Annotated in this window: 12 protein-coding genes and 2 pseudogenes; 5 read left to right on the forward strand and 9 right to left on the reverse strand. The window is 56.2% G+C overall.

The window, feature by feature from the left end; translation table 11 throughout:
- Window positions 1-79 precede the first annotated feature (79 nt).
- Window positions 80-2,746, reverse strand: a complete 2,667-nt coding sequence (mdeB, locus tag B3F77_RS14770) for an alpha-ketoglutarate dehydrogenase (protein WP_293605691.1) — start codon at window positions 2,744-2,746, stop codon at window positions 80-82.
- Between the two features lie 133 nt (window positions 2,747-2,879).
- Between mdeB and B3F77_RS14775 the strand changes: the two genes are divergently transcribed.
- From B3F77_RS14775 to B3F77_RS21130, 3 genes and pseudogenes are all read left to right on the forward strand, one after another.
- On the forward strand, window positions 2,880-3,341 hold the full coding sequence (locus B3F77_RS14775; RefSeq protein WP_293605692.1) for an Lrp/AsnC family transcriptional regulator: 462 nt from the start codon (window positions 2,880-2,882) through the stop codon (window positions 3,339-3,341).
- A gap of 177 nt (window positions 3,342-3,518) precedes the next feature.
- A pseudogene (locus B3F77_RS14780) lies at window positions 3,519-3,689 on the forward strand (IS5/IS1182 family transposase); the annotation flags it as partial.
- Window positions 3,690-3,750: 61 nt separating this feature from the next.
- Window positions 3,751-3,843: pseudogene (locus B3F77_RS21130) on the forward strand (IS6 family transposase); the annotation flags it as partial.
- A gap of 198 nt (window positions 3,844-4,041) precedes the next feature.
- Here the strand turns inward: B3F77_RS21130 and B3F77_RS14785 are convergent.
- From B3F77_RS14785 to B3F77_RS20805, 8 genes are all read right to left on the reverse strand, one after another.
- On the reverse strand, window positions 4,042-6,327 hold the full coding sequence (locus B3F77_RS14785) for a xanthine dehydrogenase family protein molybdopterin-binding subunit (protein ID WP_293605693.1): 2,286 nt from the start codon (window positions 6,325-6,327) through the stop codon (window positions 4,042-4,044).
- Window positions 6,328-6,329: 2 nt separating this feature from the next.
- Window positions 6,330-6,806, reverse strand: a complete 477-nt coding sequence (locus tag B3F77_RS14790; protein ID WP_293605694.1) for a (2Fe-2S)-binding protein — start codon at window positions 6,804-6,806, stop codon at window positions 6,330-6,332.
- Window position 6,807: 1 nt separating this feature from the next.
- Entirely contained in the window at window positions 6,808-7,680 is an 873-nt protein-coding gene (locus B3F77_RS14795) for an FAD binding domain-containing protein (protein ID WP_293605695.1), read from the reverse strand.
- Window positions 7,681-8,072: 392 nt separating this feature from the next.
- Window positions 8,073-8,765, reverse strand: coding sequence for an RraA family protein (locus B3F77_RS14800; RefSeq protein WP_293605696.1), 693 nt, complete (start codon window positions 8,763-8,765; stop codon window positions 8,073-8,075).
- A gap of 415 nt (window positions 8,766-9,180) precedes the next feature.
- Entirely contained in the window at window positions 9,181-10,530 is a 1,350-nt protein-coding gene (locus B3F77_RS14805) for an MFS transporter (RefSeq protein WP_293605697.1), read from the reverse strand.
- 352 nt (window positions 10,531-10,882) lie between these two features.
- Window positions 10,883-11,731, reverse strand: coding sequence for a fumarylacetoacetate hydrolase family protein (locus tag B3F77_RS14810; protein WP_293605698.1), 849 nt, complete (start codon window positions 11,729-11,731; stop codon window positions 10,883-10,885).
- 19 nt (window positions 11,732-11,750) lie between these two features.
- Window positions 11,751-12,485 (reverse strand): SDR family oxidoreductase, encoded by a 735-nt coding sequence (locus B3F77_RS14815; protein ID WP_293605701.1) that lies wholly within the window; start codon window positions 12,483-12,485, stop codon window positions 11,751-11,753.
- A gap of 221 nt (window positions 12,486-12,706) precedes the next feature.
- Window positions 12,707-13,105 carry an ABC transporter permease subunit gene (locus tag B3F77_RS20805; protein WP_349678420.1) on the reverse strand — a complete coding sequence of 133 codons (399 nt, stop codon included), beginning with the start codon at window positions 13,103-13,105 and terminating at the stop codon, window positions 12,707-12,709.
- 205 nt (window positions 13,106-13,310) lie between these two features.
- On the opposite strand from B3F77_RS20805, the gene B3F77_RS14825 reads away from it, so the two are divergent.
- Both B3F77_RS14825 and B3F77_RS14830 read left to right on the forward strand, forming a co-directional pair.
- Window positions 13,311-14,006, forward strand: a complete 696-nt coding sequence (locus B3F77_RS14825; RefSeq protein WP_293605699.1) for a FadR/GntR family transcriptional regulator — start codon at window positions 13,311-13,313, stop codon at window positions 14,004-14,006.
- A 45-nt stretch (window positions 14,007-14,051) separates the two neighbouring features.
- The coding region (locus B3F77_RS14830) for an IS6 family transposase (RefSeq protein WP_293605700.1) at window positions 14,052-14,412 on the forward strand (361 nt) is incomplete at its 3' end.

Raw genomic sequence — 14,412 nt, forward strand, 5'->3', positions numbered from 1 at the left:
GACTCCACTATCGCAACAAAACCCGAAAACTTCTATAAAGCTCATATTGCGGATTGATTGATTTGACGTTGAATGCGACTCATGCTTTTTGAGCTCGCAAACTTCGTCTTGCCATCGCAGCGATGCTTTCCGCATTGACTCCGAAGAACGATCGCAGGGCAGCGCGTGTGTCACTACGTCCAAATCCGTCCGTGCCAAGGGTTGCGTAGGAACGGTCTTGCGGGACGAAAGCCCGCACTGACTCCGGAACGGCCCTCACATAGTCAGTGGCTGCAACAATTGGACCACCACTCTCCTCAAGCAGCTGAGAAATGTAGGGTGACACAACTTCTGGAGAATCAACGGATTCGATGCAACGCTGACCTTCACGAGCCAACTCACTCCAACTGGTAACACTGAAGACGGTCGATGAAATGCCTTCGGCGACCAACTGTTCCGCAGCCTTGATGACTTCAGTCAAAATTGTGCCCGACCCCATCAGAGTCACCTCAATGGGCCCTTCTTCTCCTGGCGTCGAAATATTGGCACCGGTGTAGCAGCCAAACCGGTAGCAGCCCTTGATAACCCCTTCTGTCGCCGACTCTGGCAAGCTCGGCTGGGCGTAGTTTTCATTCATCGCGGTAACGTAGTAGAAGACGTCTTTCTGTTCCATCAACATTTCGCGCATCCCGTTGTCAATAATGACGGCAAGTTCACCAGCAAATGCGGGGTCATAAGCCTTGCAGTTGGGGATGGTGGCAGCGATCAGGTGACTGGTGCCATCCTGGTGCTGTAAACCCTCGCCGCCGAGCGTCGTTCTCCCTGCAGTTGCGCCAATTAAGAAACCTCTTGCCCGCTGATCCGCAGCCGCCCAGATCTGATCGCCGACTCGCTGGAAGCCAAACATCGAGTAATAGATGTAGAAAGGAAGCATGGCCAACCCATGCACGCTGTAACTGGTACTCGCGGCAGTCCAACTGGCCAAGGCGCTCGCTTCGGAAATTCCCTCCTCGAGAATCTGCCCATCCAATGCTTCGCGGTAGCTCAGCACGGAGCCAATGTCTTCTGGCGCGTAGCGCTGGCCCACGCTAGAGTAAATGCCGACCTGCTTGAACAAATTGGCCATACCGAACGTACGTGCTTCGTCTGCCACGATGGGGACAACGCGTGAGCCCAAAGTTCGATCCTTGAGAAGGTTAGCGAGCATTCGTACAAAAGCCATCGTGGTGCTCATTTCCTTGCCATCCGCCTTCAGCGCAAACTGGGCGTAACTCGCGATTTCTGGAATTGCAAGCTGCTCACAGGCGGTGAAACGTTTGGGGAGGTAGCCCCCCAGCTTCTGACGTTGGGCTTGCAGATACTGGATTTCCACGCTGTCAACAGGAGGTCGATAGAAAGTTAGAGAAGTTACCTGCTCGTCGCTCAATGGCAACTGGAAGCGATTGCGAAACCCGATCAGATCGGTCTCGTCAAATTTCTTCTGACTGTGCGTGGTCATCTTGCCCTGACCCGCACTTCCCATGCCGTAGCCCTTCTTGGTGTGCGCCAGAATTACAGTTGGCTGTCCCTTGTGCTGCACGGCAGCTGCATAAGCTGCGTAAATTTTGACCATGTCGTGCCCGCCACGTTTGAGGCGGTCGATCTGCTCGTCAGTCATGCCCTGAGCCAACGCGGACAAGGCCTCATTCTGACCAAAGAATGTCTCTCGGTTGAAGCGACCATCCTTTGCTGCAAAGGTCTGCATCTGGCCGTCCACCGTGTTTGCGAATGCTTTTGCCAGCGATCCACTGACGTCCCTGGCGAACAGTCCATCCCAGTCGCTGCCCCAAACCAGCTTGATGACATTCCATCCCGCGCCGACAAACAGCTGCTCCAGCTCATCAATGATGCGTCCATTTCCGCGAACCGGGCCATCGAGCCGCTGCAAGTTGCAGTTGACGACCCACACCAGGTTGTCCAATCCTTCCCGTGCTGCCAGCGTGAGTGCGCTCATGCTTTCAGGCTCATCCATCTCACCGTCGCCAAAAACCCCCCAGACTTTTCTCGCTGAGCAGTCAAGCAATTGACGGTGAGTGAGATAGCGCATGAAGCGCGCGTGGAAGATCGAACTGATTGGGCCAATACCCATGGATCCGGTCGGGAACTGCCAGAAGTCCGGCATCAAATAGGGGTGTGGATAGCTGCACAGGCCACGCGCCCCATTGCCGGTTATCGCCTTGGGTGCAGTAAGCTCCTGTCGGTAGTGGCTCAAATCTTCGGCGTCCAGACGCCCTTCCAGAAAGGCGCGTGCGTACACTCCCGGTGAGCTGTGCGGCTGGAAGAACACCAGGTCGCCCAACTGTCCCTGCCTAGAGTCTTCACTGCGGGCATGAAAGAAATGGTTGAAGCCTATCTCGAACAGATCGGCTGCACTGGCATAACTGGCAATATGGCCACCCAGTTCACCATAAGCCAGATTGGCGCGCACCACCATCGCCAGCGCATTCCAGCGAACCAGCGAGGCTATTCGCTCTTCCATCGCCAGATCACCTGGGAAGGCGGGTTGGCGATCCACGGAGATCGAATTCACATAAGGCGTGCCGCGTGCTGGTTGCCAAGCAATCTTTGGATCCCGCGCCAATTCATCGAGCATGTCAAGAATCTCGCGCGCGCGCTGCGCTCCGGACGCATGCAGCAGCGACATGAGTGCATCGCGCCATTCGGCGGTTTCACTGGCGTCTGAATCGATTGACTCAAGGGATTGTGTGGTTGCTGGTAACTGATTCATATCTACATCTCATCAAACGAATCTAACAATGGCGTCACTGTAGAATCATTTGCCCGAAATTTGTAGCTGAATTGAGCCGTTAAAATGTCGTTTGACGGCACATCCGGCTGCAAACATGTAATGTGGAAGCACAATGAATATTGATAGCGTAGATCTCAGAATACTGAAACAACTTCAGACCGATGCAAGTCTGTCGAACGTTGAACTTGCCCGTCGCGTCCATCTGTCTCCTTCGCCGTGCTTGGCGCGGGTTCGCGCCCTCGAGTCAAAAGGATTGATACGAAGTTACGTGGCTCTCCTCGATGCACAGCAACTCGGTCTGCACTTGAATGTTTTCATTTCCATCAGCCTCAAACAGCAAAGTCGTAAGGCCTTGCAGGCTTTCGAAGAACGTATCTGTCTACGCGAGGAGGTGATGGAGTGCTATCTGATGACTGGCGACGCTGATTACCTGATCCGCGTCGCTATCGCCGACATGCCATCACTCGAAAGGTTCATTTTGGAGCAGTTGTCGCCAATTGCTCAGGTCGAAAAAATACGTTCTAGTTTTGCTCTCAAACAAGTCAGATACAAGACGGCCTTGCCTATTGGTTGAGAAGTAAAGCAATGGTGCCAAGGTACTTTTGTTCTTTTGCGCGGCTGATGGGCGTTGACTACTAATCATCATCCCAGAAGACTGTGGTGCGAAAGTACAGTGATCAAGGGCGTTGTTGCACGGATCGTCGACAGAGGTCTGTTAGGCTGGTCGCCCCGATCAAGAAGCCAATGCCGCATGCCCAACAAACACAACGCTAAGTGCCGCCATCATATTCCCAAGATGGAGTACGCGGTGCGCAACTGGCGTGAGTATGACGCGGCACTTCGCGCACGCGGCAGCCTGACCCTGTGGGTCACTCCTGAAGCAATTGATCTTTGGGCGGCCCTGCCGCGGGTTCTGTCGCGTTGACGGTCAAGCCGCCCGCTGGTCTATGGTGAGTGCTTTGACAGAGAAAGTTTGAAACGCGATGCTGGCTACCAAAGGGATGCGATTCCCAATCGACGTGATTCTGGTGTGCATCCGTTGGTACGCGGCTTATCCGTTGAGCTACCGGATTCTGTCGCATTAGCCGTTTTCGGCGTTTTCGACACACCATAGGTAGTCAAATTTTTGACTATACACGCTACCTGTAGCGGGCAATTTTTTGGAATTCCGGTTAATGCGACAGAACCAGAAAAGGTGTGGTGTTGGTCGGCGATCAGATCGCCAGGGTGTAAAACTGATCAGCTGCTGACATAGATTGGGCAGCTGGACGATGCTAACCCCCGAGGCTTGAGTCGATCGCCGCGAGCACCTTCGGCGGCGACATCGGCAGTTCGGTCATGCGCCGGCCGATCGCGTGGCTAATCGCGTTGGCGATCGCCGCCGTCGGCGGGACGATGTTCACCTCGCCCACACCCTTGACGCCGAACGGGTGGTTCGGATTCGGCACCTCGACCAGCACCACGTCGATCATCGGCACATCAGACGCGACCGGGATCCGATAGTCAAGGAAACCGGCATTCGTAAGTCGTCCCGCCTGATCGTAGATGTATTCCTCATTCAACGCCCAGCCAATCCCCTGCACCACGCCGCCTTGGATCTGCCCCTCGACATAGCTCGGATGGATGGCTCGGCCCACGTCCTGCGCTGCAACGAAGCGCAGAATCTTCACCGTGCCCGTTTCGGGGTCGACCTCGACGTCGCAGAACTGTGTGGCAAAGCCTGGCGCCACGTCGCCCGCATTGACTGTCGCTTCGGCGCCGATCGGTCCGCCGGTCGCCGCGCGCTTGGCAGCGATTATCTTGAGCGACAACGGCTCAAACTCGCCGTCACGTTTGCTCGCAGGCTTGGCGCAGCCGTCCTCCCAGATCACGCCTTGCGCGTCCACGTCCCAGATCAAAGCCGCCCGGGCGCGCAGTTCGTCGATCACCTTCTTGCACGCCTCGACCACGGCGATGCCGGTCGCAAAGGTGACGCGCGAGCCGCCTGTGACGTGGGTGTAGCCGACCGAGCCGGTGTCAGCGACGATTGACCGCACCTTCTCGTATGGGACGCCCAGCGTCTCGGCCGCCATCATGGCCATCGACGCGCGTGATCCGCCGATGTCCATACTGCCGGTTGCGACGACGATCGTCCCGTCCTCGTTGACGTGCACCGTCGCGCTCGATTCGCCGCCGCCGTTGAACCAGAAGCCCGAGGCGACGCCGCGGCCCTGATGCTTGCCGAGCGGTGCCGTGTAGGCGGGATGCTGCAGCAGTGCCTGAATGGTTTCGGCGTAGCCGTCGTGCTCATGCTTGGACCCCCAGACGGTTGGCGATCCTGCCTTGACCGCATTCTTCAGCCTCAATTGCAGGGGGTCCATGCCGATCTTGGTCGCGACCACGTCAAGGACGCTCTCCACGGCGAAGGCAGAGATTGGCGAGCCGGGAGCGCGGTATGCGGCCGACTTCGGCCGATTGCAGACCACATCGTAGCCGACCGAGCGCACATTCGGGATCTCGTAGGGAGAAAAGCCGCACATGCAAGCATTAATGACCGGCGAGCCGGGAAAGGCGCCGGCCTGAAACTTGAAGAGGCCGTCGGCGGCGACGATCTTGCCGTCTTTCTTGACCCCAATCTTGACCGTCATCGCCGAACCGGAAGTCGGTCCGGTGGCCTTGAACACATCCTCCCGGCTCATCATGATCTTCACTGGGTGGCCTGTCTTGCGGGACAAAGCGGCCGCGACTGGTTCCACATAGATGACGGTCTTGCCACCGAAGCCGCCACCGATCTCGGCCGGATGGACCAGCACATTGCTGATGTCCATGCCGAGGAGCTTCGCCGTGTATGCGCGCACCATAAAGTGACCCTGACTCGACGACCAGAGCTCCCCTTGGCCGTCAGCGTCAAAGCGCGCGAGGCACGCGTGCGGCTCGATATAGCCTTGATGCACTGGCGAGGTCTTGAAGCTCATCTCGACGATCTCATCGGCTGAGGCGAAGCCAGCCTCGATATCGCCGATCTTGAACTCGAGCCTCTTGGAGATGTTCGAGGGCTTGCTGGGCGCGGGCTCGACGCCCCGGGTGAACATGTTCTCGAACAACAGGGGAGCGTCGGGTCGCATCGCCTCGTCCACGTCGATGACGTGCGGCAGCACCTCATAATCGACTTCGATCAGCCGCAACGCCTGATCGGCGACGGCCGGGTTGATCGCGGCGACGGCAGCGACGGCGTGCCCCTCGTAGAGGACCTTTTCGCGCGCCATGATGTTGCGCGTCATGTGCCAGTAATTCACCGCGACACGCTCTGGGCCGACATACTCGAACTGCTGCTCCGGCAGGTCCGCGGAGGTTATCACTCCCTTGACACCGGGCAGCGCCTGGGCTTTGGAAGTGTCGATCGAGCGGATGCGGGCATGCGCATGCGGCGAGCGCAAGATATTGCCCCACAGCATGCCCGGCAAGGAGAAGTCAGCGCCGTATTGAGCGAGACCAGTCACCTTCGGTACGCCATCCGGCCGAACCGGGCGGGTGCCGACAACCTTCAGTTCTTTTTCCGTGTTCTTCGTCTTGGGCAACATGCTCAGCCCCTCCGCATTTCGCGCGCGGCATCGAGCACCGCATCGACGATCTTGTGATACCCGGTGCAGCGGCACAGATTGCCGGCCAACCCGTAGCGGACCTCCTCTTCGCTCGGATCCGGGTTGCGCTCCAGCAGCGAGCGCGCCGCAATCAGAATCCCCGGCGTGCAGATGCCGCACTGCAGCGCCGCGTGCTCAAGAAACTTGCGCTGCAACACATGCAGGTTCTCGCCCACCGCCATTCCCTCGATCGTTTGGATCGACTTGCCCTGGGCCTCAACGCCAGGCACCAGGCACGAGCACACCAGGCGCCCGTCCAGCGTTACGCTGCAGGCTCCACAATCGCCAGTGCCGCAGCCTTCCTTGGTGCCGGTCAGCCGCAACTCGTCGCGCAGCACTTCCAGCAGCGTCTGGTGCGTTTCGCACAAAAACTCAACCGCATCTCCGTTCACCGTCGTCGTTACATGATGCTTGACCATATCAGTTGTTCCCCCTCGCCCTTTCGAGGGCGATTTGTGCCGCGCGCCGCACCAGCACACCGGCCACCTTGATCCGGAATTCCTTGGTTCCGCGTTTGTCATCGATCGGCCGGCAGGCCGCGCTGGCCGCAGCAGCCAGCCGCACCAGCGCCGTAGCGTCGACCTTTGTGCCAATCAGCGTCGCCGCCGCCTCCGGCACCAGCAAGGCGCGCTCGGCAACCGCCCCCAGGCAGACCCGCGCCTGAGTGCACACCCCCTTGTCATCCAGGGTCAGGTTCACCCCCACACCAACCACCGCAATGTCCATCTCCGTGCGCGGCGTGAAGCGCAGATATGCATCGCCCGATCGCGGCGAGCGCCGCGGCAGCACAAACGCGGTGACGATCTCCCCCTTGGCCAGCGAGGTCTTGCCCGGCCCCGCGGCAATATCCTCCACCCGCAGCTCGCGCCTGCCACTGGGCCCCAGAATGCTCGCGCTCGCCCCCGCAGCAATCAGCGCCGGTACGCTGTCGGCAGCCGGCGAGGCGTTGCACACATTGCCCCCCACCGTCGCGCGCCCCTTAACCTGGATCGAGCCGATCAGCTTGACTCCATCGGTCACGCCAGGCCAAGCCCTGGAAAATCCCTCATGCTCGATTAGCTCCATGCAGGTTACCGCCGCGCCAAGACGGAACCCGCCGTTCTCGGCAACAATCGAGGTCATCTCGGCAATGCCCTTGATGTCCACCAGCAACTCCGGTTTCAGGCGCCCCGAGCGCATCTGGATCAGCAGGTCTGTGCTCCCCGCCAGCACCCTGGCCGGGCCTTTCGCCGCCGCCAGCAGCGCAACCGCCGCCTCCGCCGTCTTTGGCCTCTCATAACGGATTTCGCTCATCTCGTTTCCCCGATCATTGTGTAACCCGATTGCATTGGGCAGTCCCATTGAGCAACCCATGCATCTCCCACCACTTCATATTCTCCTACCATTTCGGTCAACCGTGCCGAGGCGAAGCGCCGCAGTTGGCGCGCTGACTAGTTCTGTCGCAATAAGGAGGCGTAGCCGAGAAAAGGTGAACTGTTGGTCGGCGATCAGATCGCCAGGGCCTAAAACTGATCAGCTGCGGACATAGCTTGGCCAGCTGGGCAGTTTTACAGTCCGGCAGTTTGATTGCCAGGCCAACGATGCAACTCTTTTCGGCCTTACTCCGCTATTGCGACACAATCAAAAATCTTCCCTTGAGAGTGCGTAACATCAGTAAATAAAATAACTGATCATAAAAAGACGGGCTACATGATGCCGAACTTCTCGAATGCTTCGACAGTTGGCATCCCTTTCTGCAAGGCTTTGAGAACCTTATTTTCCCCCTTGGACTTTTCAAGCGCGCCGGTGAAGGCTTTCTCGGCCATATCCGCTGGGATGACCAAGACGCCGTCACGATCACCGAAAATAATATCGCCGTTGTTTACCCGCACCCCATCAACTTCAATCGGAACTCGCCAGTCAACCACCTTGCCGCGTGGTCCTTGATCCTGAGCGTAACTGCCAAAGGATGCGACCGGAAAACCTAATCGTTCGATTTCATTGGAGTCTCGATGAAAGCCATGAACCACCGCTCCGGCAGCACCACAAAGCATAGCGCGTGTGGACATCAATCCGCCCCAGAGAGCATAGCGGTGTGAGGACCCAGTGCAAATGTAGACCTCGTTTTTCTTCAAATCATCTAACGCTTCAAACATCAGCCCGAAGGGTTGGTTAGAAATTGTGGCATGACCTTTCCCGTCCTCGGCAAAGAAGTCGGCCTCGAGAACCGGCATCGCCCGCCCGATGATAATCATCTTGCTCTGGATGGGTTTTAGATATGGAGAAAGAAACTGATGGTGGCATCCCATCTTGTCGAGGACATCGCCAACCAGCGCGACAAAGAGCTTCTGTTTGACCAGAGCAAACAACTCGTCATCATTTTTCCAGATTGTGCTCATCTTTTGTTCCTAATATCAGAGATTTTTCATTAAAGCGTTGAGGTAACCCATGGCAAAGGCCATCCCGGCATGCCAGGGTGCGGGGCCGCTGACCTGCGGCGAATGGTCGGGATGATCACCCCGTCGAATTTACAATCCGTGAGGATGGTGAGGATTCTCTTTACGTCGATCTGTCCCTCATCAATGAAGACTTCCTTGTAGTGCGGAACTTTGCCGACCACGTTACGCAAGTGAATATAGGGTATGAGCCACGGGCACATGGCGCTCCAGCGCGGCGGCGACGTCAAGTTCTACAGCCTTGCAGCTTGATCGCCAGTCCAACCGAGCAACTCTTTTCGGCCTGACTCCACTATCGCGACAGAACCCAAACTGGCGTGGTCTTCCCTGAAATCATCAACTTTTTTCGGGACGACCATCAAGTAGTATGTTTGGAAAGGTGCTTGATCGCCCAGACGGAAACGATGGTCAAAGCACTACAGGCCATGACAAAGACTGCAACGAGAGTGGGTCTTCCTCCAGCATAAGCAACCAGCGCCGCCGCGATGAACGGCGTCGGACCCGCGATTACCACGCCATTGAGTTCTCGTGCGATAGCGATGCCGGAAAATCGATAGCGTGCAGGAAACAGATTGGCGAGGAAAGCGCCTTGTGCACCCGCCATGCAACCGAAGCTGATGCCATATGCGAGGCTCATGCCCAAGGTCGCGTATGCGAAATTTTTGGTGTCGAGAAGCTGGAAAAGGGGAAAGGCCATCACGAACGCGAATGCCGCCCCTGCCATGAAGACTTTGGCACTACCGATGCGATCGGCCAAGACTCCCATCAATGGTGCCCCCACGATCCCAAAAAAAACTGAGATGGAGACTATGAGAAGGCCGTCAGTGCGTGTCATCCCCAACGTATTCGTCATATAGCTCAACGCAAATGCGCCGAGGATGTAGGCGTTGGCGTTATGGCCGGTAACGGCAAGAAAACCGAAGAATAATTCCTTTGGACTATTCTTGACAAGTTCAGAAATAGGAACCTTCCGCTCGGAATGACGCTCGTTCATTTTCGCCATCGCGGCAACATATTCAGGAGTTTCATCAAGCCTGTTGCGAATGTAGAGGGCAACGACAAACAACAAACCAGACAGAAGAAATGGTATCCGCCATACCCATGTAAACAACGCTTCGTCAGGTGCCGATGAAATCGCCAGAAAGACCAGCGTCGCAAGCATGATGCCTCCCACCGTGGCTGCATTGGGAATCGCCGTGTAGAAAGCTCGCCGGGCAGGTGGGGCGTATTCGGCAACCAGCGTGATGGCGCCGGCCAGCTCGGCGCCCGCACCGAAGCCCTGCAGGAGCCGCAGCAGCACGAGAAGAATCGGCGCGACAATTCCGGCCTGAGCAAAGGTAGGCAGGAATCCCATGGCCATCGTTGCACCACCCATCAGCGAGATGGTGAAAATCAATGCCGGTTTTCGGCCATATCGATCCCCGATGTGAGAAATCACAACACCGCCTAGCGGCCTCGCGAAGAACCCGACGGCGAATGTGGCGAAGGCAGCCAAGACACCATTGATTTGAGACAACTGGGGAAAAAACAGCTTGCTGATGATCAAGCCGGATGCTGCGCCATAAAGAGCGTAGTCATACCACTCGATCAACGTGCCCACCGTCGCGGCCACAACGGCTCTGCGGATATTGGCATTCCGGAGAATGTCTAAGGAAGCAGTACGCGTTTGATCCGTCTTGCTGTCGATTGTCGTGTAAATTACGTTCATGGAAAGTGGCCCTTCACTTGACTGGTTTGTTGGATCGGAACCGACTCAAATCCGTTGAGTCGCTTGGTGACCATCACTGCGATGGGTCTTCAGCTCTCCACTGCATACTTAGGTAAACACTTCGGCTGGGCTGACCGAATCGGTCGCCCCCGGCTAAGGCATCTGTTGCGCCCCCTGCCGCAAATGGCACGACCAGCTCCACGGGGTTTTCCGGAGAGTCGGCACTCATGGCGGGTGTGGCTGACAGCACCAGGCCAAGCAACATAAATCCCGCACATATTTTTGCTCCATGACTTTTCATTTGTACTTCCTCTTTCTTGCGGTTGTGGTTACTGACGAATCCAACAATGGACTACCGCTTGAATGGGATCACGGTCTGGACCTGCTGGCCGAGCTTCTCTATTCCTAGGCAAATCAAGTCGCCTTCTCGCAAAAATCTCGGGGGAACTTTCGCGGATCCGACACCGGGAGGTGTTCCTGTAGTGATGATGTCACCTGGCATCAACGTCATGAATTCGCTGACGTAGCTCACCAGTTTGGCGACCCCAAAAATCATCGTGCGCGTGCTTCCGGTTTGCATCCGTTCGCCATTGACGTCTAGCCACATATTCAAGTTTTGCGGGTCCTTAATTTCATCGCACGTCACGAGCCAGGGGCCAATGGGGCCGAATGTGTCACAGCCCTTTCCTTTGTCCCATTGCGGGCCGCGTTCCAATTGGTACTCTCTTTCGCTGACGTCATTGATAACGCAGTAACCAGCGACGTGGGAAAGTGCATCCGATTCGGCGACATAACGAGCACGTGTGCCGATCACCACGCCTAGCTCGACTTCCCAGTCCGTCTTCACTGATCCCCGGGGCAACATGACGGGGTCATTTGGACCCTGGATGCAGGTGCTTGCCTTCATAAACACAATGGGCTCGACGGGGATTGGCAGATTGGTTTCCTCAGCATGATCCGAGTAGTTGAGGCCGATCGCAATGAACTTACCCACGTTTCTGACAGGGCAGCCCAGGCGAGGTTCTCCATCAACAAGTGGTAAGGCACTCCAGTCAGCGGACCGAATCCTCTGTAGTGACGTTGGACCCAGATGTTCCGATCCAAGGTCATCCACCATCAATGTCAAATCGCGTAACCTTCCATCGTCGTCAATCAGACCAGGCCTCTCACGGTGAATATCACCGTAGCGTACTAATTTCATTCACTTCTCCAATCAATTTTTAAATCGTCATGCCGCCGTCAGCCGCATAGTTTTGACCCGTTACGAAGGCCGCCTCATCGCTTGCCAGGAAGACAACGAGAGGTGCCATCTCCTCTGGTAGCGCTAGCCGGCCGGTAGGCTGACGCGCCAGAAAGTTCTTTCGCGCCTGCTCCGGATCAGCGTACGCGTTGATGCGATCCTGCAAGGACGGAGTGTCAACAGTGCCAGGGGAAATTGAGTTGCAACGTATTCCGCGTGCCACGTAATCCGCAGCCACCGCCTTGGTCAAACCTATGACTGCGGCCTTACTGGCACCGTAAACAAAGCGATTCGGTAGACCCTTGATGCTGCTGGCAACGCTCGCCATATTGATGATGCTGCCTTTACCTTTAGCCAGCATGTGTGGCAGCACCGCTTTGATGGTCCAGAATTGAGATCTAACGTTCAAGTTGAAGGCAAACTCCCATTCAATATCGGTGGCCTCCAAAATCGTGCCGTTATGAACAAATCCAGCACAGTTAAACAGGACATCGACGGCTGGCACGGATGCGAAGAAAGCTTCTATCGCGGAGCGGTTTAAAACATCCAGCGTTGCAACAGAGACGTTTTCAACACCCGCAAAAGTTGCAAGCAATTCGGCGTTAACGTCGGTGGCCCAAACATGAGCCCCCTCGGCGGCCATCGCCAGTGCGCAGGCCCTGCCAATTCCTTGTCCTGCCGCGGTTACTACCGCCGTTTTTCCCGATAATCGCATTCTGATCTCCATGTTGAATTGGCCTTACCATCTGGCCAAAATAAATAGTACATCGCTTTTTGTGAAATGATGGGCACGTAAACCCTAGTTTTTTCAAAGAATTAGCAATTTGGCCTTACCAAAATATCAATCTATGGACAGTGAGCGTTTTGCTAGCCAGCCGCAATTTGAGTCTCAATGCGACCATGGTTTGGGCAGGCGTGGCTTGCGCAGGCGCCTCCTCACCAAAGTAAAGTAGCAGTGTTGGTGGGTGCCCGGCTATGGCACCAGGTCCGCACGACACTCGAAAGTCCGAAATACAGCAGGAATATCTGCACCAGAAACGGTGTGTTGCGCACCACTTCGATGTACGCTGCACAGACGCTGGCTAGCGGTTTGATTTTGCTTCGTTTGGCAAAAGCCAGCAAAGTGCCCGAACCCATGCCGACTACCACCGCGACAGCAGTCATCTTGAGTGTGAGCCAGGCACCGTTCAAGAAGGCTGGCCAGTAGGGCAGCAAGGTACTGAAGTCGAGTGAATATTTCATGCCCGAGCCGTTGCCGGGTAACGGTGTCCATTGGCCGCTCGGGGGCGCAGTTGGCGGTAGGTGACGCCCAAGGGCAACTTGCGTAATGTTCATGGTTGGGGTGTAGTCAGTTATCTGACAGTCGGCTATCCTGTCAACCGACCGGTAAGCCGTTCATTAAATTGGCCTTACCAGCTGGCCAAAACGAATATTACGCGGATTTTTTTGAAATTTCGTCCACGTAAACCCTAATTTGGATAGCAATTTTTTTGAAGATTACAATTTGGCCTTACCAAAAAGTAACCCTATGATGTAGAGCATGCCGTTTCAAAACATTCAATCTCAGCGCCTCTATCGACAGGTAGCATCCCAAATTGCGAGCCTGATCGAAGCAGGCGAATATAAGGTCGGTGAGCGCTTGCCTGCCGAGCGAGATTTATGCTCAAAGCTTGGGGTGAGCAGGCCTTCCTTGCGGGAAGCACTGATTGCTCTTGAGATGGAGAAGATCGTTGAGGTTCGCAGTGGTTCGGGAATATTTGTTCTGGGACGACCAATCCCGGATGGCCACACCGTCGCCTCTGGCTCGCCGCTGGGTCCGTTCGACGTAATTCGCGCCCGGTCTCATCTTGAAATGGAGATTGCGGTGCTGGCCGTTAGGAATGCAACGCCGTTGCAGGTTCAACGCGTCAAAGAGTCACTGGATGAGCTCCGGACTTGTGCTGTGGGAAAGCCCGGTTTGATCGGGGCGGACCGGCAGTTCCATCTGAGCATTGCTGAGGCATCGGGCAACCCCGCATACATACTGCTGCTGGAAACACTTTGGCAACATAGGACAACGCCGATTTACTACCAACTGGAAAATCACTTTTTAAGCAATACGGTTTGGCAGAAGTCCATGTCAGAACATGAAGCAATTTATGCGTCTCTTGCTGCGAGAGATGCCGTTGCCGCAAGCGTCGCCATGCAAACGCATATGCAAAATGCTGAAAATCGCATGGCATCAAAGCTGGAGTGACTTTTGGAGGCTCTGTTGCAGTAAGCATAAACGACAATCTGAGCCATGCTTGATTTCCGCCAAAGTCTGATCAACAGCACGCTGCACAAGGTCCTCAAACGGTTGCACTACCCTCTTGAGGTGAGGTTGACCTGCGTGCGCTGGTATGCGGCCTACCCGCTGAGCTTGCGCCACATCGAGGAGATGATGCAGGAGCGCGGTGTTTTCGTGGATCACGTCACGGTTCATCGCTGGGCGATCAAGGTGCTGCCGGTTCTGGCCGCCGTGTTCCGCCGGCGCAAGCACTCCGTGGGTAGAAGCTGGCGCATGGACGAAACCTACATCAAGGTTTCAGGCCAATGGAAATATCTCTACCGCGCCGTTGATCGTGCCGGCGACACGGTAGATTTTCTGCTCACTGCCAAGC

Origin of the sequence: Polaromonas sp. UBA4122, assembly GCA_002381615.1 — a bacterium.
GTDB lineage: Bacteria > Pseudomonadota > Gammaproteobacteria > Burkholderiales > Burkholderiaceae_C > Polaromonas.